The sequence below is a fragment of the Devosia sediminis genome (assembly GCF_016411825.1).
GTDB lineage: Bacteria > Pseudomonadota > Alphaproteobacteria > Rhizobiales > Devosiaceae > Devosia > Devosia sediminis.
This window is the reverse complement of sequence record NZ_JAEKMH010000002.1, coordinates 499,781-517,761: the sequence shown is the minus strand read 5'-3', so window position 1 is coordinate 517,761 and position 17,981 is coordinate 499,781. Positions and strand designations below refer to the sequence as shown.

The window sequence follows — 17,981 nt, the reverse complement described above, 5'->3', positions numbered from 1 at the left end:
GCGGATCGGCGAGACCTGCGACCCGGCCGTCAGCCCGGAGGGGTGAAGTTCGGCGGCGGATTTCCGATCGTCGCGGCGGAATGCGGCGCCGGTTGTGGCGCGGGCTGCGGAGCCGGTGCCGGGCTGGCGTGGGCCGCTTGCGCCGCCTCGGCCGCTCTGGCGGCCCGTTCGGCGGCCGCTGCTGCCTTGCTGGCACTGGTGGCTGCGTCGTCGCGCTCCCTGTCCTTGGGGTCGCGCAACTGCTTGAACACGTAAAGCGGGAGCAGGATGGCGGCGATCAGGCTACCGAGCCAGACCAGCAGCGTCGCTGCCAGGAGGTTGGCAACGCCGCCCACATCCATGCGGACCAGCAGCGCATCGGTGACGATGAGGCCGAAGAAAATCGTGACCAGGGCGATGCCACCGACGAGTTGCGGTATCTGCCGGAGCGAGATCTTGGTGACAAGGGGACCGGCGAGCGTCTGGAAGGCGGAGAATATCAGCACCGCCAGGATGAAGCCCTGGAAGTCGATCTGGAAGCCCGGCAGCAGCAGAACTGCAGCAAGCAGGCCCACGGCATTGGCGATCAGGTAGGCGACAAGAGACAGCAGTAATCTAATCAACTTGTAATCTCCTCGAACGACTGTTCAAACCCTGGAGACCGGCGCGTTAAGCCACGCCTTATGTTGTAGAAGACTTGTACCCGGAAGGTTACGGCTATCGTGGGCCTGTGTCCACCACAGAATGGGTGGGGCGAGACCTGACGGGCGCGTGCTACTGGCCGTAATGCTCGGCCACGGCCTCGATTTCCTCCGGCTCGAGCCGGTGCGGCCCTTCCTCCAGCGCGTCCTCGACCACCTTGGCCATCACCTCGGCATGGCGGCCGCCGCGCTCGGCGCCGTGCTTCTGGAACAGTTCGAGCTGCAGGCGCAGGTAATCGACAGGCTGGCCGGCGAGGCGTGGGAAGTCGACGCGGCCGGTGGGACCATGGCAGGTGTCGCAGGCTGGCACGTCGCGCGAGACGATGCCCTCGCGGGCGATGCGGGCGCCCAGTTCGTTATCGGCCGCCGGCCCGACGGGCAGGCGCTGGCCGAAGGTCTGGGACAATTCAGCGATCTGGGCGTCGGTCAATTGCCGGGCGGCCGCCATCATCGTGCCGCTCTGGCGGCTGCCGTCGCGGAAGGCGGCGAGGGCGTCGGCGAGATATTGCGGGCTCTGGATATCAAGGCGCGGGAAGGCATTGTCGCGCCCCTCCCCGGTTTCTCCATGGCAGGAGGCGCAGGTGCCGGGATCGGCATCGCCATGGGCCAGGGCAGCGTATTCGATGGCATTCATGGTCGGAAGGCGCCGCACGAAGGCGACCATGTCCCAGACCTCGTCGTCGCGCATGAGGCTTGGCCAGGCGGGCATGGCGGAATGGCGGATGCCGTATTTGATGGTCTGGAACAGCCGGGCCTCGGGCCGCCAGGCGGTCAGTGCCGGCGGGCGTGGCGACATGTCCTCGGCAAAGCGTGCAGCCGGCGCTTCCGGACTGCCATGACAGGCGGCGCAGACGAGCTGGAAATGCCCTGCCCCGCGCCGGATGCTGGCGGGATCGTCGAGATCGGGCACGCCGGTCATGGCCGAGCGCAGGGCGATGGACTGGCGCGCGGCGGTCTGGCTGTACCAGTCGACAATGGCGTTGCTGCCCGGCCGAGCGCTGTGGTCGATGAGCCCGCTGAGCGGCAGGGCCAGGATGAAGAAGGCGCCGGCGGCGGCACTGGCGAGAACGAGGGGGATGCGCTTCATGAGAGTGCCGGCCGCCTCAGGGCCCGTGCCACCAGCGTCAGGCCGCCGAGCAGATAGATGATGCCGCCGATGGCCAGCATGATGACGCCGCCCACCTGCTGGTCGGCCATTTGGGACAGCCCGAAGGGACTATGATGCGCATGGCCGGGATAGATCGGGCGCGGCGCGAGGCCGATCAGCGCGCCGAGCAGGGTCATATGCATGGAGGTGAAGAACAGCGTCAGCGCCCCGGCAAGGGCGGCGCTTTCCCGGCGGCCGGCGGGTGCGGCGAGGGCCAGCACCCAGACCAGCAGGGAGGCTATGGCGAATGAGGCCTGCTCGTAGGTGAGCATCCAGCCGGAGGTGCGCGAGGCGTGGTGCAAGGCCGGCGTGTGCCAGCCCCAGACAATGACGAGATCGAAGAGGCTGACGGCGATGGGCAGGGCCAGTTGCGAGCGGAAGAGAGGATGATCGGCGACAAGAGGGGCGAGGCCCGCAGCCAGGATGGGCACGGCAATGCCGACAACGCCCATATGCAGCGCCATATGGGCGGCGAAACTCTCCGGAACGAGGCGGGGCAAGGGACCGGCCCAGGCGGCGATCAATAGGACGACGCCGAGCCCGATAAGAACGCGCGGGCTCATCGGCAGGTCTCGAGATAGAGCATGGGAATGGTAACGTAGATCACCGCTACTGCCGAGAGAACGCAGAGCATTAGCGCCACGTGGCTCAGGAAGCGGTGCCGCTCCTCGGGGGTGTTGTGCTCATATTCGAAATCGTCGTCGGTGAGGCTGCGATCGTGCACGCGCCAGAGCCGGATGCTGGACCAGAAGATGCCGCCCAGCGCGAGCACTGTGACCACAATAACCAGCGTGCGGATGTCGCCGAGCGGCGCGTCGCGGCCCAGCTTTTCGCAATAGATGGCGGCAGCAACGTAGCAGGCAAGGAAATGCAGCGCCCAGATGGTGGGCGAGATGATGACGCTCCACAGATCCGTGCCGGATCCGGTCTCGCGCCTCACTTCCTTGGTGACGTGGTCCTGCTCGCTCATGTCAGGTATGGAAAGCCTCCGATGACCAGCGCGGTCAGCACGCCGCTGAAGGCTGTAAAGTGCCAGTAGAGCGCGATGTTCCACAGATCGGCATCATGTGTCGGCGTCGCCTTGCGGTAGACGAGGCGCGCGAGGCCATAGGCTTGCATGATGAAGCCAGCGATGAGGTGTCCCAAAACCCAAAGGACCAGGCACCAGACAATGGCCGGATAAGAATTGGTCGTCGGGTCGAGCCCGGTCGTCCAGGGGCCTGCGGCCAGCGCGAAGCCTGATGCAATGGTGGCGACGAGGCTGGCGCCTAGCAGGAGCTGAGCCATGCCCGACTGGCCCTTGCCGTTGATGATGCGGGCGCCCAGGGTCAAGCCCCAGGTGAGCAGCACCAGGAGGCCGGCTACCATGGGCCAGAACCAGCCGGGCCCGTCCACGCCTTCGGGCGGGAAATTGGGATGGATGGTCCAGAAGAAGAAGTAGCCGAAGAGCAGCGCGAGGAAGGCGGTGAGGTCGCCCGTCATGGTGATGAACATGGCCCACCAGCCGGTGGACTTGTAGCCCGACACATAGAGCGGCAGGCGCTCGCCGCCGCCAATATCCTTCGTCTGCTTTTCGGGAATTTCGGCCGTGCCGGTCCAGAGCCAGCGCAGCACCGCGACCAGGAAAACGACGCCGCCAAGCGCCGTGAGCAGCCACCACTTGAAGGTCATGAAGATAAAGACCATGCCAAGACCGATGGCGGCGATCATCGGCAGCCAGCCCGGCCCGCCGACGCGCAGGACCTGGATGGGCTGGGCGTCGAGCACTGATGTCACCAGGGTCTCGCGGCGGCCTTCCTTTGCGTCCGCGAGGAGACCTTCGCCCTCGTCGATCTTGCGCAGGAGGTCCTTGTCGTCCCACAGGGGGTAGCGGGAATTGATGCGCGGAATGGAGCGCATGCCCCAGCTATCGCCGAAGCGGGCGGCCCATTCGAGCGTGCCGGCATTCCAGACGTTACGCTTGACCTGGGGCTGGTCCTTCTTGGGGCGGACACAATCCCACACGAGCAGCAGGAAACCGGCGGCGAAGATGAAGGCGCCGACCGAGGAGATCATGTTGAGTTCGGTCCAGCCGCGCTCGGCGCCATAGGTGTAGACACGGCGCGGCATGCCCAGCATGCCGGTGAGGTGCATGGGCAGGAAGGCGGTGTTGAAGCCGATCATCATCAGCCAGAACGCCCAGATGCCGAGCTTGCGCGAGAGCTGCTTACCCATGACCAGCGGGTAGTAATAGTAGACGCCGGCCATGACCGGGAACAGCATGCCGCCGATCAGCGTGTAATGCAGGTGGGCGACGATGAAATAGCTGTCGTGAACCTGGAAATCGAAGGGCGCGACGGCGACCATGACGCCGGTCAGCCCGCCGATGATGAAGATGGCCAGCGCGCCGAGGCAGAACAGCATAGGCACCGAGCGCACCACCGTGCCCAGCATCACCGTGGCGATGAAGGCAAAGATCTGGATGCCGGTGGGGATGGCCACGGCTTCCGAGGCGGCCGAGAAAAAGCCCAGCGACACCGACGGCAGGCCGGTGGTGAACATGTGGTGCACCCAGAGGCCGAAGCTGAGGAAACCAGTTCCCAGCGCCGAGAGCACGATCCAGGAATAGCCCGTGATCTCGCGCTGCGCGAAGGTCGGGACGATCATGGCGAGCAGCGCAATGGCCGGCAGGAAGATGATGTAGACTTCGGGATGGCCGAAAATCCAGAACAGGTGCTGCCAGAGGATCGGGTCGCCACCACGCGTCACGTCGAAGAACGGCCAGTCGAGCAGGCGTTCGAGCTCGAAGAGGATGTCGCCGGCAATCAAGGGTGGGAAGGCAAAGAGGATCATGCCGCCCACGACCAGCACATACCAGCCATAGAGCGGGGTGAGGTTGATATGCATGCCCGGCGCGCGGCACTTGAGCACGCCGACGATCAGTTCGACGGCCGCGGCGATGGAGGCGACTTCGATGAAGCTCAGGCCCAGCAGCCAGATATCGGCGCCGATGCCTGATTGCTCGGTCGACAGCGGCGGATACATGAACCAGCCGGCATCGGGGGCGGAATTGAAGAAGATCGAGCCGCAGACGAAGACGCCGCCGATGAGATAGCACCAGAAGCCGAAGGCCGAGAGGCGGGGAAATGGCAGGTCTCGCGCGCCCAGCATGCCGGGCAGGATGAGGATGGCCACCGCCTCGAAGATCGGCACGGCGAACAGGAACATCATCACCGTGCCGTGCAAGGTGAAGACCTGGCTGTAGAATTCGGAAGTGACCAGCGTGCTTTCGGGCACGAAGAGCTGCATGCGGATGATCAGAGCCAGCGCCCCGCCGAACAACATGAAGGCGAAGGCAGCGGCGAAGTACCAGAGCCCGACCACCGAATTGTTGACGTCGGACAGGGTGCGCCAGCCGCCGGGGTTTTCCCAGACCTTCGCCAGTTGTTCGGTCTCGGCGCTCTTGTCGGTCATTGCAGATCCAGCAGGTAGGAAACGAGGGCCGCGCGTTCGGCGTCGGGAAGGCTGTCATAGCCGGGCATGCGCACGTCGGGCTTGATATGCTTGGGGTCGAGCAGCCAGCTCGCGAGATTTTCGGCCGTGATCGGCAAGGTGCCGGCTGCCATGGTGCGGCGGCTGGCAAAATGGGTGAGATCGGGCCCGACCGCGCCGCCGGCGCTGGTGCCGCGCACGGCATGGCAGGCGCCACAGCCGGACGCGATGAAGAGATCGTGGTTCGGCGGTGCATCGACCGGGGTCGCTTCGCCCTCGAGAAAGGCCGCGAAATCCGCCGGTTCGTGCACGACGACCGGAAAAGCCATCAGTGCGTGCGAGGGGCCACAGAATTCGGCGCAGACGCCGCGGAAGACGCCCGGCTCAGTAGGCTTCAAGCGCCACAGATTGGTGCGGCCGGGAATGACGTCGATCTTGCCGCCCAGATTGGGGATCCAGAAGGAATGGATGACGTCGGTGGAATTGAGCACGAATTCTGCCGTCTGCCCGACCGGCAGATGCAGTTCGTTTGCCGATTGGACGACGGAGCCGTCGGGCAGCTCATAGGCGATGCGCCACCAGTATTGTTCGGCCGTGACATGCACGCGCAGATCGGCGCCTTCCGTGCGCACCCAATCGGGCAGGAGCGCCAGTCCGAAGATCAGCAGGGCAGCCAAAGTGATGGACGGGAAGGCGACGCCGCCGATGAGAATGAAGCGGTCAGCGAAGCGCTCGGTCTTGGGCCGCTCCTTGCCCAGGACGGCATAGACCGTGATGCCCATCACGATGAGCCAGATGACAACCGTGCCCGCGGCCATGACCCAGAACAGGTTGGCGACGGCGGCGGCGTCCTCGCCGGCAGGATGGAGCATGCTCTGTTCGGAAACGCAGGCAGACAGAAGCGGCACGGTCGCCAACAAGGCCCCGCACCGCAAAATACCCAGCCACCATCGCCCCTTGCCCATGCACCCCCGCAAATTCGCTCGATGTGGAACGCAATGGCGCTAAGTGAGTTCCACAAAAAGAAAATTCAGGAGAAAACCATGCCCCAGCCCCGCGCCTATTCCGGCGTCCAGATTGCCTTGCACTGGATCATCGCGGCGCTGCTGCTGGTGCAGCTCACTATAAATACCGATATGCAGCGGGCCTTTGCACAGCGCCTGAGCAGCGGAACCCTGCCTGAAAATACCGGCGCCATATTTCACGCTGCCATCGGCATCCTTATCCTGGTGCTGGCGCTGATCCGGCTATCGATCCGCACGACGCGCGGCGTGCCGGCGCCGCATGACAATCACCCGCTCATCAACATGCTGAGCCATGCCACGCATCTGCTGCTTTATGGTTTTCTGTTCTTCATGCCAATAACCGGCGCACTGGCCTGGTTCACCGGTATCGAGCTGGCGGGCGTCATGCACGAACTCGGCCGGTTGGTACTGATCCCCGCGATCTTGCTGCATCTGGGTGGCGCGCTGTTCGAGGAGCTGGTGCTCAACAAGCGGGTCATCAAGCGCATGGTCAGGGCAAAGCTGCCCTGACCTCGAGCGGCCCTGCCCTTATTCAGGCAGGGCATAGGCGATGAAATAGTCGCCGATGGGCGTTCCCATGAAATCGTGGCCGCCCGCATTGATCACCACGATCTGCCTGCCGCCCGCCTGATAGGTCATCGGTGTCGCCTGGCCACCAGCCGGCAGATCGACCTGCCAGATGGTCTCGCCCGTATCGACATCGATGGCGCGGAAGAGATCGTCGGTGGCGGCGCCGATGAAGAACAGGCCGGACGCGGTGATCACGCCACCGCCATTGTTCGGCGTGCCGATATCGACCGGAAGCATGGACGGGATGCCGAAGGGGCCGTTCTTGCGGGCCGAGCCGAAGGGCTTGTCCCACAGGGTCTGGCGCGTTTCGAGATCGATTGCCGCGATCCCGCCATAGGGCGGTTCCTTGCAGAGCAGCCCGGTGAAGGGAACTCGCCAGCCGGCATTGACGCGGATGCCATAGGGCGATTCCGCCTGCGGGCTGATCGAGCCATGCGAGCCCGAGCCGGCGTCGGGATTGTAGGAGGGGTTGTTGAGCGACACGACACCCATCTCATCCACTTCCTCGCGCGGGATGAGCTGGTTGAAGTTTGGCATGTTGTTGTAGTTGGCGATCAGGAGGCCGTTGACCGGATCGACGGCAATGCCACCCCAGTCCGATCCGCCATTATAGCCGGGGAACTGGATCCAGGGCGTATCCACGGTCGGCGGCGTATAAACGCCTTCATAGGACGCCTGGCGGAACTGGATGCGGCACCAGAGCTGGTCGAGCGGCGTCGCGCCCCACATCTGCTGCTCCGTCAGCACGGGCTTCAGCAGGTTCGGGAAGTCGGTCACATAGGGCTGGGTGGGCGAGAGGCGATCGGGCTCGACGCCGCCCTGGGGGGCGGGACGTTCCTCGATGGTCACCAGTGGCTCGCCGGTTTCGCGGTTGAGGATATAGAACTGTGCCTGCTTGGACGGCATGATGATGGCCGGGACGGGACCGGCATCGGTCGGGAAATCCACCAAGGTCCCCTGCCCGCCCAGATCATAGTCCCAGATGTCGTAGTGGACGGTCTGGTAGTGCCAGGCGACTTCGCCGGTTTCCACGTCGAGCGCGACGATGGCGGTTGAATAGGTGTTCTCGGCCTCGGAGCGGTCACCGCCCCAATAGTCGACGGCCGAATTGCCCATGGGCAGGTAGACCATGCCCAGCTCGTCATCGCCCGAGGCGATGGTCCACATGTTGGGCGTGCCTTCGGTGTAGATCTCGCCATCGGGGGGCAGGCCATTTTCGCCCGGACGGCCCATGTCCCAGGCCCAGTCGAGTTCGCCGGTGACGGCATTGAAGCCACGGATGACGCCGGAGGGCGCGCTGCGCTCCTGGTTGTCCGAAACCTGGCTGCCGACGACGAGCACGTCGCGCACCAGGGTGGGCGGCGAAGTTGGGGCGTAGAAGCCGGGCGCCGCGTCGCCAATGCCTTCCATAAGATTGACCATGCCGCCATTGCCGAAGTCCGGGCAGAGCTGGCCGGTCTCGGTATCGAGCGCGATCATGCGGGCGTCATGGGTAAGGTTGACGACGCGGGTGGCGCAGAGCTCGCCTTCAACGGCGGCCGGGTTTTCGAAGTAGACGAGACCGCGGCAGGAGGCGTTGTAGCCCACCGCATCGGGCGAGACCTCGGGGTCGAAGGTCCAGAACTGGGTCCCGGTCGCCGCGTCGAGCGCAAAGATCTTGTTCAGCGCCGAGCAGATGAACAGGCGGTCGCCCACCTTGACCGGCGTGTTCTGGTTGCCGAAAGGCTCGTCATTTTCCGGCAGATCGCCGGTGCGGAATTCCCAGAGCTTTTCGAGCCCGCCGACATTGTCCTTGTTGATCGCGTCGAGCGGAGAATAGCGCAAAGCCGCGTGGGTGCCGCCATAGGCCGGCCAGTCGGCGCCGACTTCCAGCGCGACATAGGTGGGGCCGGTTTCGGCCGGCGCCTCGGCGACTTCGGCTCCAGCCGGAGCGGGAGTTGCGGCAGGGGCGGCAGGGGTCTGCCCGGCCGGTTCGCTTATCGGTTCTCCCGGCGTTTCAGTCGCAGGTGGGGCGACCGGTGCTTCGGGCTGGGCCGCCGGGTCACCGGCTTCCTGGGCGATCGAGGGACCAACGCCATGCTGGACCACGCCGATCGTGCCGACCGCCCCGGCCATGGTGACCATGGCAGCAGCAGCCGCGGTGCCGAAGCGGCGGATGGAGCCGCGCAGGACCGGCAGCGTTGTGAGGATCAGCAGCAGGACGACCGTAGGCGCCACGAGGCGCGGCACCTGGGCCCAGCCGTTGAAACCGGCTTCCCAGAGCGCCCAGACCACTGTGGCGGCATAGGTGATCAGATAGATCCAGAGCGCCGTGATGTCGGTTCGGAACAGGAACCAGGCGGTGAGGATGAGACCGATGCCGGCCGGGAGGTAATACCACGAGCCGCCCAGGGTGATGAGCCAGAGCCCACCAGCGGCAATCGGGAGGCCGAAGACCAGCAGAACCAGCGCGACGAACATCGTCCACCAATAGCCAATTCCTCTGCGCCGTGCGTGCGGTGAGAGCTCTCCAGTCATCCATGCCTCCAGTCAGTTGATCTGGAGGGAACGCCTCAATGCTGACACAGTTCCGCCGCCGCCCGGACTTTAACCTGTCATGCCAGGCGCCTCAGAAATGCAGCGGTTTCAACCTCATCCGGGTCGAGACCAGCAACCGGCTTGAGGCGGCCGCTGCGGCGGAGCCGACCCTCCTGCCAGTGTTCGGGGATGGCGGGATGCACATAGGACTGGCGGCAAACGGTGCGTGTATTGCCCAGTTGCGCCGCGACCTGGTCGATGACCGCATTCATGGTGCGGGCCTGGGCGGTCTTGGTTTCCGGCACTTCGGTATCGGCAAAGAGGCCGAAGGAGCGCACGGTGCCCGCCCAGGTGCGGAAATGCTTTGCGGTGAATTCGGGCCCTGCGAAAGCGGCGAGATAGTCGTTCACGTCGCGGGACGAGATCGAGCAATACTGGCCTTCGTTTTCGTATTTGAACAGATGCTGGCCAGGCATGTCCTGCAGCGATTTGAGGATATTGGCGATCCGCCGGTCCGCCATCTGCAGGCGCCATTCCTTGCCGGACTTGCCCTTGAACTGGAACTGCAGCCGATGGCCGGTGACCTCGACATGCTTGCGGCGCAGCGTGGTGAGGCCAAAGCTCTTGTTCTCGCGCGCATAGGCCGGATTGCCGATGCGGATAAGGCTGTTGTCGAGCAGCCAGACCACCGAAGCGATGACGCGTTCGTAGCAGAGGCTGCGGCGCCGCAGGTCGCGCTCCACCTGCTCGCGCAGGCCGGGAAGGACCCTGGCGAAGGCCCCCAGCGTTTCGAACTTAGTGGTGCTGCGATGCTCGGTCCAGCCAGCATGGTAGCGGTATTGCTTGCGACCCTTCTCGTCGCGGCCGGTCGCCTGGATATGGCCGCAGGCATCGCGGCAGATCCACACATCGGTCCAGGCCGGGGGAATGGCGAGGGCCCGGATGCGCGCGAGTTCGCTGGCATCAGGCCGGCCACCGTCGTCAGCGCGATAGGAAAAGCCGGTGCCGCTGCGCCGCCGGCGCCAGCCGGGTTCCTCGTCGGAGGAAAAGGCGAGCGTGGGCGCGGGGCCGATTTCATCGGCGCGCATCCGGTCGAGCACTATCCTTGCCAGTTTCATCGGTATCGCCTCGTGATGGGCCCTTAATGATCGGGCCAGCCGAGGCGTTCCCGACGCCCGCAAAGGTGAACGGAACGCGGATGGGGAAGCGGCGTTGAGTCGGCGAGTTGAGTCAGGAGTCCTCAAATGCCCGCAACCCGCCCGATCTGGAAAGGCCAGCTCCGCCTGTCGCTGGTGTCCATCCCGGTGGAATTGTTCACCGCCGCACGCTCCGATGCCAAGCCGAGCTTCCGGCAGATCCATGAGCCCACCGGCAAGCCCATCCATTACGAAAAGGTGGTGGCGGGTGTGGGGCCCGTGGACAAGGACGAGATCGTCAAAGGGTTCGAATACGAGAAGGGTGACTTCGTCCTGCTCACCGATGACGAGATCGACGCGGTGAAGCTCGAAACGCGTAAGACGATGGAGCTGACGCAGTTCGTCGACGCCGACGAGATCGACCCGATCTACTACGACAAATCCTATTTCGTGGTACCGACCGACGAGCTTGCAGAGGATGCGTTCCGGGTGATCCGCGACGCGCTCCGCCAGACCAAGAAGGTCGGGCTCGGCCAGCTCGCAATGCGCGGCAAGGAATATCTTGCCGTGGTCAAGCCCAGCGGCAAGGGCCTGATGCTCGAGACGCTCCACTACCAGGACGAGCTGCGCAAGGCCGACCCCTATTTCTCGGAAATCTCCAACAAGGAGGCCGAGCCGGACCTGCTCGAAGTGGCGACGGCGCTGATCGAGAAGAAGACCAAGGAATTCAACGCCAGCGCCTTCACAGACCACTACCAGGACGCGCTGCACGATCTCATCAAGCGCAAGATGAAGAACAAGGGCCGCAAGATCACCGCCGATGACGACGACGAACCGGCGCGCCCGAGCGGCTCCAATGTGGTCGACCTGATGGCGGCCCTGAAGCAGAGCCTTGAGGGCGGCAGCGCCAAGAAGCCGGCGGCCAAGGCCAGCACGGCCCGCAAGCCCGCCGCCAAGACCGGCACGGCCAAGACCACCGCGTCGCGCTCGAAATCTTCCTCGACCTCGACACGCAAAAAGGCCAGCTAAGCCATGGCCAGCAAGGCGCAGGATCTGCTGAAGGAATACAAGGCCAAGCGCAACTTCGCCAAGACGCAGGAGCCATCAGGCGCCGCGCCCAAGGCGAAGGAAGGACGCGGAACCTTCGTGGTCCAGAAGCACGATGCCACGCGTCTCCATTACGACTTCCGCCTCGAACTCGACGGCGTGCTCAAGAGCTGGGCCGTGACCAAGGGGCCATCCAACAACCCCGCCGACAAGCGTCTTGCCGTGCATGTCGAGGATCACCCGCTCGAATATGGGGGCTTTGAAGGCACCATTCCTGAGGGCGAATATGGCGGCGGCACCGTCATGCTGTGGGATCGCGGCACCTGGGAGCCGGTGGGCGACCTGCATGAGGGCCTCGACAGCGGCGACCTAAAATTCCGGCTTTATGGCGAGCGCCTCAAGGGCGAGTGGGTGCTGGTGCATATGAAGGGCCGCGACACCAAGCGCCGCTCCGGCCCGCCGCGCGAGAACTGGCTCCTCATCAAGCACCGCGACAGCTATGCCCGCGACAAGGATACGCTGACCACGCGGTTCACCCGCTCGGTCGATACCGGCCGTGACCTCAAGCAGATCGCCAGCGGCGCCAAGCCGGTCAAGGCGAGCAAGGTCAAGCCCGATGCCGTCTGGCACTCGGACGGGGACGAGGCTGAAAAGGCCGACCAGACCACCCGCATTCTCGCCAAGGCGAGCAAGGGCAAGGCGCCGGCCTTCCGCCCGGTGCAACTGGCGACCCTCGTGGACAGCGTCCCTGCCGGGGACGACTGGCTGTTCGAGATGAAATATGACGGCTACCGGTGTCTCGCAGCCGTGGAGGGCGACAGCGTGCGGCTCTACACTCGCTCGGGCCTCGACTGGACCGACAAGTTCGGCGCGCTGGTGGAGCCCCTGCAGAAGCTGAAGATCGGCTCGGCGCTGATCGACGGCGAAGTCTGCGCCTTTGACGGCAAGGGCAGGACCGATTTTTCGACCCTGCAGGACGTGCTCTCGAACGGAGGGCGGCTCGAATTCTTCGCCTTCGATCTCCTGGAAGCCGATGGCAAGGACCTGACCAAGCTGCCGCTGATCGAGCGCAAGGAGCGGCTGCAGACCATTCTTGGGAGGTCGATCAAGAACAGCCCGATCCAGTATTCTTCGCATGTCGCCGGCCATGGCCAGAAGGTGCTCGACGCGCTTTGCCGCGAGGGCCATGAAGGGGTGATCGCCAAGAGCGCCAACGCACCCTATCGCGGCGACCGCACCAAATCCTGGCTCAAGATCAAGTGCCTAAAGCGGCAGGAATTCGTCATCGGCGGCTGGTCCCCTTCGACCAAGCGCCGCGGCTTTGCCTCGCTGCTGCTGGGCACTTGGGAAAACGGCAAGCTGCTTTATCGCGGTCGCGTCGGCACCGGCTTCAACCACGACACCCTGCTGGAGCTCGACGCGAAACTGGCGAAGCTCGCGACCAAGGCCTCACCGTTCGAGGCCGTGCCGCGCGATCGCGTCCGCGGGGTAAAATGGGTGGAACCGACCCTCGTGGCCGAGATCGCTTACACCGAAATGACCAGCGACGACATTCTGCGGCATCCGAGCTTCATCGGGTTGCGCGGCGACAAGCCGGCCAGGGAGGTGAAAATGGAGAAGCTCCAGCCCATCGAGGACGATGGCGAAGCCGTTGCCGAAAAGCTCGGCGTCAGGCTGACCTCACCGGACCGCGTCGTCTATGCCGGACAGGGCATCACCAAGTCGCAGCTCGTCGCCTATTACGAAGACGTCGCCAAGGCCATGCTGCCGCATATCGAGAACCGGCCATTGAGCCTCGTGCGCTGTCCACAGGGACCCAAGGGCCATTGCTTCTTCCAGAAGCATGACACGGGCGGCTTCCCCGACCAGATCCACTCCGGCACCATCATCGAGAAGGACGGCGAGAAGGAAGACTATTTCTTCGTCGACGACCTGCCTGGGTTGGTGGCCGGCGTGCAGATGAACGTGCTCGAATGGCATATCTGGGGATCGCGCTTCGACGATGTCGAAAAGCCAGACCGGCTGGTGTTCGACATCGACCCCGACGAGGGTCTCGACTTCTCACATATCATCAGCGCCGCGCAGGACATTCGCGATCGGCTCAAGGACCTGGGCTATACGAGTTTCCCCATGGTCTCGGGCGGCAAGGGCATCCACGTCATCGTGCCGCTCAAGCCCAAGGCGGAATGGCCGGAAGTGAAGGCCTTCTGCAAGGACTTTGCGCAAGCCATGGCCGACGAGGAGCCGGATCGCTTCACCGCCAACCTTTCCAAGGCCAGGCGCAAGGGGCGGCTGTTCATCGACTACCTGCGCAATGAGCGTGGCTCCACCGCCATCAGCCCCTGGTCAGTGCGTTCGCGCGAGGGCGCGCCTGTGGCCGTGCCGGTGGAATGGGACGAGGTCCCCAGTCTCAAGAAGGCCAACGGCTTTTCATTGGCCGAAGCGGCCGAGCGGGCCCGGAGCAAGCCCTGGCCGAACTATTTCCGGCAAAAGCAGGTGCTGAAGGTCTAGGCGCGGCGGCGCGTACGCACACCCCCACACCCACCGACTGTCATCCCGGCGAAAGCCGGGATCCATCTCGAGATATCAGGATGGGCCCCGGCTTTCGCCGGGGTGACACCGGGTGGGGGTGAACCTCAGACCCCGCCTTCGACAGCTTCTCGCGGCATGCCGGAGAGAATTTCCGGCTTGCCATTGCGGATGATGACGATTTCCTCGAGCCGCAGGCCGAAGCGGCCTTGCAGGTAAATGCCGGGCTCGATGGAAAACACCATGCCTTCATCGAGAACGGTCTCGCTGGTGGCGGTGATATAGGGCGGCTCGTGGATGTCGATGCCGAGCCCATGCCCCGTGCGATGGAGAAAATTCGGGCCATAACCGGCGGCGGTGATGACGTCCCGGGCTGCCTTGTCGACATCGGAAGCCTTCGCGCCGGTAACGGCAGCGGCAAGGCCCGCCTCGACAGCAGCATCGACCACGGCGTGAATCTCGTCATAGCCTTCGGGCTTAGAGCCGAAATAGCCCATGCGCGTCATGTCCGACGGATAGCCATCGAGCCGGCAGCCGGTATCGATCAACACGGCATCGCCGGATTTGAGCTGGGTCGATCCGGTATGATGATGCGGGAAGGCGCCGTTGGGCCCGAAACAGACCGAGCAGAACACAGTCGTCGCGCCATTGGCCTTGTAGAATTCGCCGATCAGTTCAGCCACTTCCGTTTCAGTGATGCCGACTTGCAGCGCGGCAAAGGCGGCTTCCACGGCGCGGTCGTTGAGCAGGTGCGCGGCCTTGAGGCGCCGGTACTCGTCCTCGTCCTTGCGCGAGCGGAGGTAGCCGACCGTATCGCCGGTGAAGCGGCGCTTGGCGCCCGGCAGGGCATCGAGCACCAGCAGCGCGAAATCGGCGCGCATGGTTTCGTCGAGCACAATGGAGGGTGCGCTGCGGTCGATGCCCGTGGCGGCGAGCAGTTGTTCGAGAGCCGCGCCCGGCCCTTCCGCGTCGGTCCAGGGGAAAAACGGCAGGTCGGTATGCTGGCGGGATGAATTCACGTTGAGCGCCGGCATCAGGAAGCCGGCGAAGCTCTGGCTCACGACGAGCATGACCGGCCGCTCGTCGCCATGCGGCGAGAGATCGGCGAGATAGCGCATGTGGCTTGATGGCCCGATGACCAGGAGGTCGGTCGCGGTCTGCGCCATGCGGGCGCGCAGGTTTTCCATGCGGGCGGCAAGAAGGGAATTCATCGGGGGCTCGATCCTCAAAGATGGGAAGGCGAGCCGGGCGGGAGGAAGTACCCGGCTCGGCGCTCTCGTAAAGGAAAGGCGAGCCGGGCGGGAGGAAGTACCCGGCTCGCCAAGGCATGATCGGTGTCGGACCATCGGTGCTGATGGCCCGGACCATGCGATGCGGCGGCCCGAGGGACAGGGCCACCGCAAACTTGCCCGCGACTTAGTTCTTGGTCACGAGGTTGTAGTAGACGAAGTCCGAGTTGGACCCGTTCACATAGCCTTCGACATTGGCGCCCATGGCGATCTGGAGTTGGGCCTGGAACATGATGACGATCGGGCTTTCGGCCTGAACCTGCTTCTGCAGCTCGATATACATCTCGTTGCGGACGTTCTGGTCGGCCTCCGCCAGGGCGGCATTGACCGCGTCATTCATTTCCTGCGGCACGGCCCAGGCATTCCGCCAAGTGGTCGTGGCCGTGTAGTTGTCGTCGGCATTGTTGGAATTGTAGGCGAACGCCTTGGCGTTGGAGTGCGGATCCATGAAGTCCGGGCCCCAATAGAGCAGCATGGCTTCGTGGGTGCGCTCACGATACTTGGTGATCACCTGGGCACCGGTGCCGGGCAGGATCTCGAAGTTGATGCCGGCCTCGGCAAAGCCGGCCTGCAGCGACTGGGCGATATCGGTGAACGGCGCGGAATTGATCACGTCGAGGGTGACGTTGATCGGAGTAGTCACGCCGGCATCGGCCAGGATCTGCTTGGCCTTTTCGACGTCATAGGTGAACGGGGTCTCGTCATAGGAGCCGGGGAAACCCTTGGGCCAGAAGGCCTGGTGCTTTTCCATCTGCCCCTTGAGGATGGTCTCGGTCATGCCGTCATAATCGACGAGGTAACGCGCGGCTTCCCAGACGGCCGGCGGGGTCAGTTCCTCGGTCTTCTGGTTGAACGAGAGGAAGTGCACGGCAGCCTGCGGGAAGGCTTCGACCTTGATGGTGTCGCCGAGGCCGGCGATCTGGTCCGGGGTCAGGTTCTTGGCCATGTCGACGTCGCCCGAGGTCAGCAGCAACTGCTGGGTGGCGGCTTCGGCGACGTGGCGGATCAGCACCTGCTTCATAGCCGGAGCGCCGTTCCAGTAGGTCTCGTTGGCGGTGAGGCGCACGAGCTCGGCCGGGCGGTAGTCGGTCAGGACGAACGGGCCGGAGCCGGCCGAATTGGTGTTGAGCCAGGCATTGCCCCAGTCGCCATCGACTTCGTTCTGCATGACCAGAACTTCGTCGACAATGGCGCCGGGACGGGCGGCCAGCACGTTGAGCACGAAGGCCGAGGCGAAGTCGCCGGTCCACTTGACGGTGACGGTGTTGCCATCAACGGTCACCATTTCGTCGATGTTTTCCGGGGTCCAGCCGAGCTGGGTCAGGATGAAGGCCGGGGTCAGGTTCAGCGTCACGACGCGCTTGAACGAGAACAGCACGTCCTCGGCGCGCACCGGATTGCCCGAGGCGAAGGTGGCGCCGTCGCGCATGGTAAAGGTCAGGGTCTTGGCTTCTTCGTCGGCGACCCATTCGGAAGCAAGGCCCGGCGCCAGGACGGTGGTGTCCTCGGCGGCATACTGGACCAGCTTGTCATAGAGGTTGGCGTTGATCTCGCCAGCCGAGAATTCATAGGCTTGGGCCGGATCGAGCGCGACGATGTCGTCGATGTTCTGGGCAATGACCAGCGCATCTGCGGGGGTCGCGGCATAGGCGGCGGTGCCTGCCAGCGGCAGGGCGAGCGCGGATGCCAGAAGGGCAGCGCGGAAGAGCTTCATTTGCGTTTCTCCTTTGAGGTGACTTTCTTGCGGACCGGCTTGTTGGCGCCGGTTTTCGGTGTGCCCAGGGCCGACCGTGGTTGGGCCGTCGAGCGAAAGAGGGCGAGCGTGCCGGTCCAGAGCAGCCGGGCCGGCTTGTCGGTATGGTTGGACCAGGAATGGGGACGATTGCCGCGGAAATGCAGGCTGTCGCCTGCCTCCATCAGCATTTCCTCGCCATCGAGCCGCTGGGTGATGGCCCCTTCGAGCACGAAGAGAATTTCCTCGCCCTCATGCGCCACCGTCTCCGAGCGGTAGCCGGGCGGCACGGTCATCAGGAAGCTCGAGAGCTGGTTGCCGGGAAAATCGGCGCCCAGCCGCTCATAGACGATCGAGGAGCCGTCGATGGAAAAGCGGTTGCGTTCGCCGTTGCGGGTCAGCGCATTGTGGGTAGCCGGGGCGGCAACGAAGTAGTCGATGGACACGCCAAGCGCCCTGGCGATCTGCGCCAGCGTGCCCAGCGAGGGGGTCGCGTGATCGCGTTCGACCTGGCTCAGATACCCCACCGAGACCTCGGCGGCCTCCCCTAGCTCCATCAGCGTCATATGCTGCTGGCGGCGGCGTGCACGGATCAGCGCACCCACCTTGGGATGCCCCTCCTCCTTGCTCGCCAGCGCTCCCGCCATGGACTGCTCCTACCAAAATTTTTTTGATATAAGCAAAGTTTCTTGTATGGTGGAAGCGAAATATGAAGCTTCTGCGACCCGCCAGTGGACTATGCCGGCGGCGCTAGAATATTGTTTTCCAAAGAGGTTTTCCGAGTGGCGATCGACCAGCAATCTGCCCCGCCGCCCCTGGCGCCCGGCTTTCCCAGCCG

Annotated in this window: 14 protein-coding genes; 3 read left to right on the top strand and 11 right to left on the bottom strand. The window is 64.4% G+C overall.

The window, feature by feature from the left end; translation table 11 throughout:
* Positions 1-29: 29 nt before the first annotated feature.
* The 6 genes from JEQ47_RS09825 to coxB form a co-directional block, all read right to left on the bottom strand.
* The gene (locus tag JEQ47_RS09825; RefSeq protein WP_198876226.1) at positions 30-602 is read right to left on the bottom strand and encodes a hypothetical protein; all 573 of its coding nucleotides are present in this window, start codon (positions 600-602) and stop codon (positions 30-32) included.
* Positions 603-753: 151 nt separating this feature from the next.
* The gene (locus tag JEQ47_RS09820; RefSeq protein WP_198876225.1) at positions 754-1,767 is read right to left on the bottom strand and encodes a c-type cytochrome; all 1,014 of its coding nucleotides are present in this window, start codon (positions 1,765-1,767) and stop codon (positions 754-756) included.
* Entirely contained in the window at positions 1,764-2,390 is a 627-nt protein-coding gene (locus JEQ47_RS09815) for a cytochrome c oxidase assembly protein (protein ID WP_198876224.1), read from the bottom strand. The genes JEQ47_RS09820 and JEQ47_RS09815 overlap by 4 nt, the downstream gene beginning before the upstream one ends.
* Positions 2,387-2,797: a hypothetical protein gene (locus tag JEQ47_RS09810; RefSeq protein WP_198876223.1), complete on the bottom strand. Its 411-nt coding sequence runs from the start codon at positions 2,795-2,797 to the stop codon at positions 2,387-2,389. Before JEQ47_RS09810 ends, JEQ47_RS09815 begins: the two co-directional genes overlap by 4 nt.
* Positions 2,794-5,280, bottom strand: a complete 2,487-nt coding sequence (locus tag JEQ47_RS09805; protein WP_198876222.1) for a cbb3-type cytochrome c oxidase subunit I — start codon at positions 5,278-5,280, stop codon at positions 2,794-2,796. The genes JEQ47_RS09810 and JEQ47_RS09805 overlap by 4 nt, the downstream gene beginning before the upstream one ends.
* Positions 5,277-6,170 carry a cytochrome c oxidase subunit II gene (coxB, locus tag JEQ47_RS09800; RefSeq protein WP_236020770.1) on the bottom strand — a complete coding sequence of 298 codons (894 nt, stop codon included), beginning with the start codon at positions 6,168-6,170 and terminating at the stop codon, positions 5,277-5,279. Before coxB ends, JEQ47_RS09805 begins: the two co-directional genes overlap by 4 nt.
* Positions 6,171-6,341: 171 nt before the next feature.
* On the opposite strand from coxB, the gene JEQ47_RS09795 reads away from it, so the two are divergent.
* Positions 6,342-6,833 carry a cytochrome b gene (locus tag JEQ47_RS09795; RefSeq protein ID WP_198876220.1) on the top strand — a complete coding sequence of 164 codons (492 nt, stop codon included), beginning with the start codon at positions 6,342-6,344 and terminating at the stop codon, positions 6,831-6,833.
* 18 nt (positions 6,834-6,851) lie between these two features.
* On the opposite strand, the gene JEQ47_RS09790 is transcribed toward JEQ47_RS09795, so the two are convergent.
* Together JEQ47_RS09790 and JEQ47_RS09785 are read right to left on the bottom strand one after the other, a co-directional pair.
* Complete coding sequence (locus JEQ47_RS09790) at positions 6,852-9,410, bottom strand: membrane-bound PQQ-dependent dehydrogenase, glucose/quinate/shikimate family (protein ID WP_198876219.1); 2,559 nt, start codon at positions 9,408-9,410, stop codon at positions 6,852-6,854.
* A gap of 77 nt (positions 9,411-9,487) precedes the next feature.
* On the bottom strand, positions 9,488-10,528 hold the full coding sequence (locus JEQ47_RS09785; RefSeq protein WP_236020769.1) for a DNA topoisomerase IB: 1,041 nt from the start codon (positions 10,526-10,528) through the stop codon (positions 9,488-9,490).
* Between the two features lie 126 nt (positions 10,529-10,654).
* Between JEQ47_RS09785 and ku the strand changes: the two genes are divergently transcribed.
* Complete coding sequence (gene ku, locus JEQ47_RS09780) at positions 10,655-11,575, top strand: non-homologous end joining protein Ku (RefSeq protein WP_198876218.1); 921 nt, start codon at positions 10,655-10,657, stop codon at positions 11,573-11,575.
* Positions 11,576-11,578: 3 nt separating this feature from the next.
* On the top strand, positions 11,579-14,104 hold the full coding sequence (ligD, locus tag JEQ47_RS09775; RefSeq protein WP_198876217.1) for a DNA ligase D: 2,526 nt from the start codon (positions 11,579-11,581) through the stop codon (positions 14,102-14,104).
* Positions 14,105-14,229: 125 nt separating this feature from the next.
* On the opposite strand, the gene JEQ47_RS09770 is transcribed toward ligD, so the two are convergent.
* The 3 genes from JEQ47_RS09770 to JEQ47_RS09760 all read right to left on the bottom strand — a co-directional run bounded on the left by JEQ47_RS09770 (position 14,230) and on the right by JEQ47_RS09760 (position 17,790).
* Positions 14,230-15,333, bottom strand: coding sequence for a M24 family metallopeptidase (locus JEQ47_RS09770; RefSeq protein WP_198876216.1), 1,104 nt, complete (start codon positions 15,331-15,333; stop codon positions 14,230-14,232).
* Positions 15,334-15,538: 205 nt separating this feature from the next.
* On the bottom strand, positions 15,539-17,125 hold the full coding sequence (locus JEQ47_RS09765; RefSeq protein ID WP_198876215.1) for an ABC transporter substrate-binding protein: 1,587 nt from the start codon (positions 17,123-17,125) through the stop codon (positions 15,539-15,541).
* Positions 17,122-17,790 carry a helix-turn-helix domain-containing protein gene (locus JEQ47_RS09760; RefSeq protein ID WP_198876214.1) on the bottom strand — a complete coding sequence of 223 codons (669 nt, stop codon included), beginning with the start codon at positions 17,788-17,790 and terminating at the stop codon, positions 17,122-17,124. The genes JEQ47_RS09765 and JEQ47_RS09760 overlap by 4 nt, the downstream gene beginning before the upstream one ends.
* Positions 17,791-17,981: the final 191 nt, after the last annotated feature.

Excerpts from the sequence above, each read along its gene's own strand:
- JEQ47_RS09760 (WP_198876214.1), bottom strand. The coding sequence starts at position 17,790 with ATGGCGGGAGCGCTGGCGAGCAAGGAGGAGGGGCATCCCAAGGTGGGT.
- coxB (WP_236020770.1), bottom strand. The coding sequence starts at position 6,170 with ATGCTCCATCCTGCCGGCGAGGACGCCGCCGCCGTCGCCAACCTGTTC.
- JEQ47_RS09770 (WP_198876216.1), bottom strand. The coding sequence starts at position 15,333 with ATGAATTCCCTTCTTGCCGCCCGCATGGAAAACCTGCGCGCCCGCATG.
- JEQ47_RS09815 (WP_198876224.1), bottom strand. The coding sequence starts at position 2,390 with ATGAGCCCGCGCGTTCTTATCGGGCTCGGCGTCGTCCTATTGATCGCC.
- JEQ47_RS09820 (WP_198876225.1), bottom strand. The coding sequence starts at position 1,767 with ATGAAGCGCATCCCCCTCGTTCTCGCCAGTGCCGCCGCCGGCGCCTTC.
- JEQ47_RS09790 (WP_198876219.1), bottom strand. The coding sequence starts at position 9,410 with ATGACTGGAGAGCTCTCACCGCACGCACGGCGCAGAGGAATTGGCTAT.
- JEQ47_RS09810 (WP_198876223.1), bottom strand. The coding sequence starts at position 2,797 with ATGAGCGAGCAGGACCACGTCACCAAGGAAGTGAGGCGCGAGACCGGA.
- ku (WP_198876218.1), top strand. The coding sequence starts at position 10,655 with ATGCCCGCAACCCGCCCGATCTGGAAAGGCCAGCTCCGCCTGTCGCTG.
- JEQ47_RS09785 (WP_236020769.1), bottom strand. The coding sequence starts at position 10,528 with ATGAAACTGGCAAGGATAGTGCTCGACCGGATGCGCGCCGATGAAATC.
- ligD (WP_198876217.1), top strand. The coding sequence starts at position 11,579 with ATGGCCAGCAAGGCGCAGGATCTGCTGAAGGAATACAAGGCCAAGCGC.
- JEQ47_RS09805 (WP_198876222.1), bottom strand. The coding sequence starts at position 5,280 with ATGACCGACAAGAGCGCCGAGACCGAACAACTGGCGAAGGTCTGGGAA.
- JEQ47_RS09795 (WP_198876220.1), top strand. The coding sequence starts at position 6,342 with ATGCCCCAGCCCCGCGCCTATTCCGGCGTCCAGATTGCCTTGCACTGG.
- JEQ47_RS09765 (WP_198876215.1), bottom strand. The coding sequence starts at position 17,125 with ATGAAGCTCTTCCGCGCTGCCCTTCTGGCATCCGCGCTCGCCCTGCCG.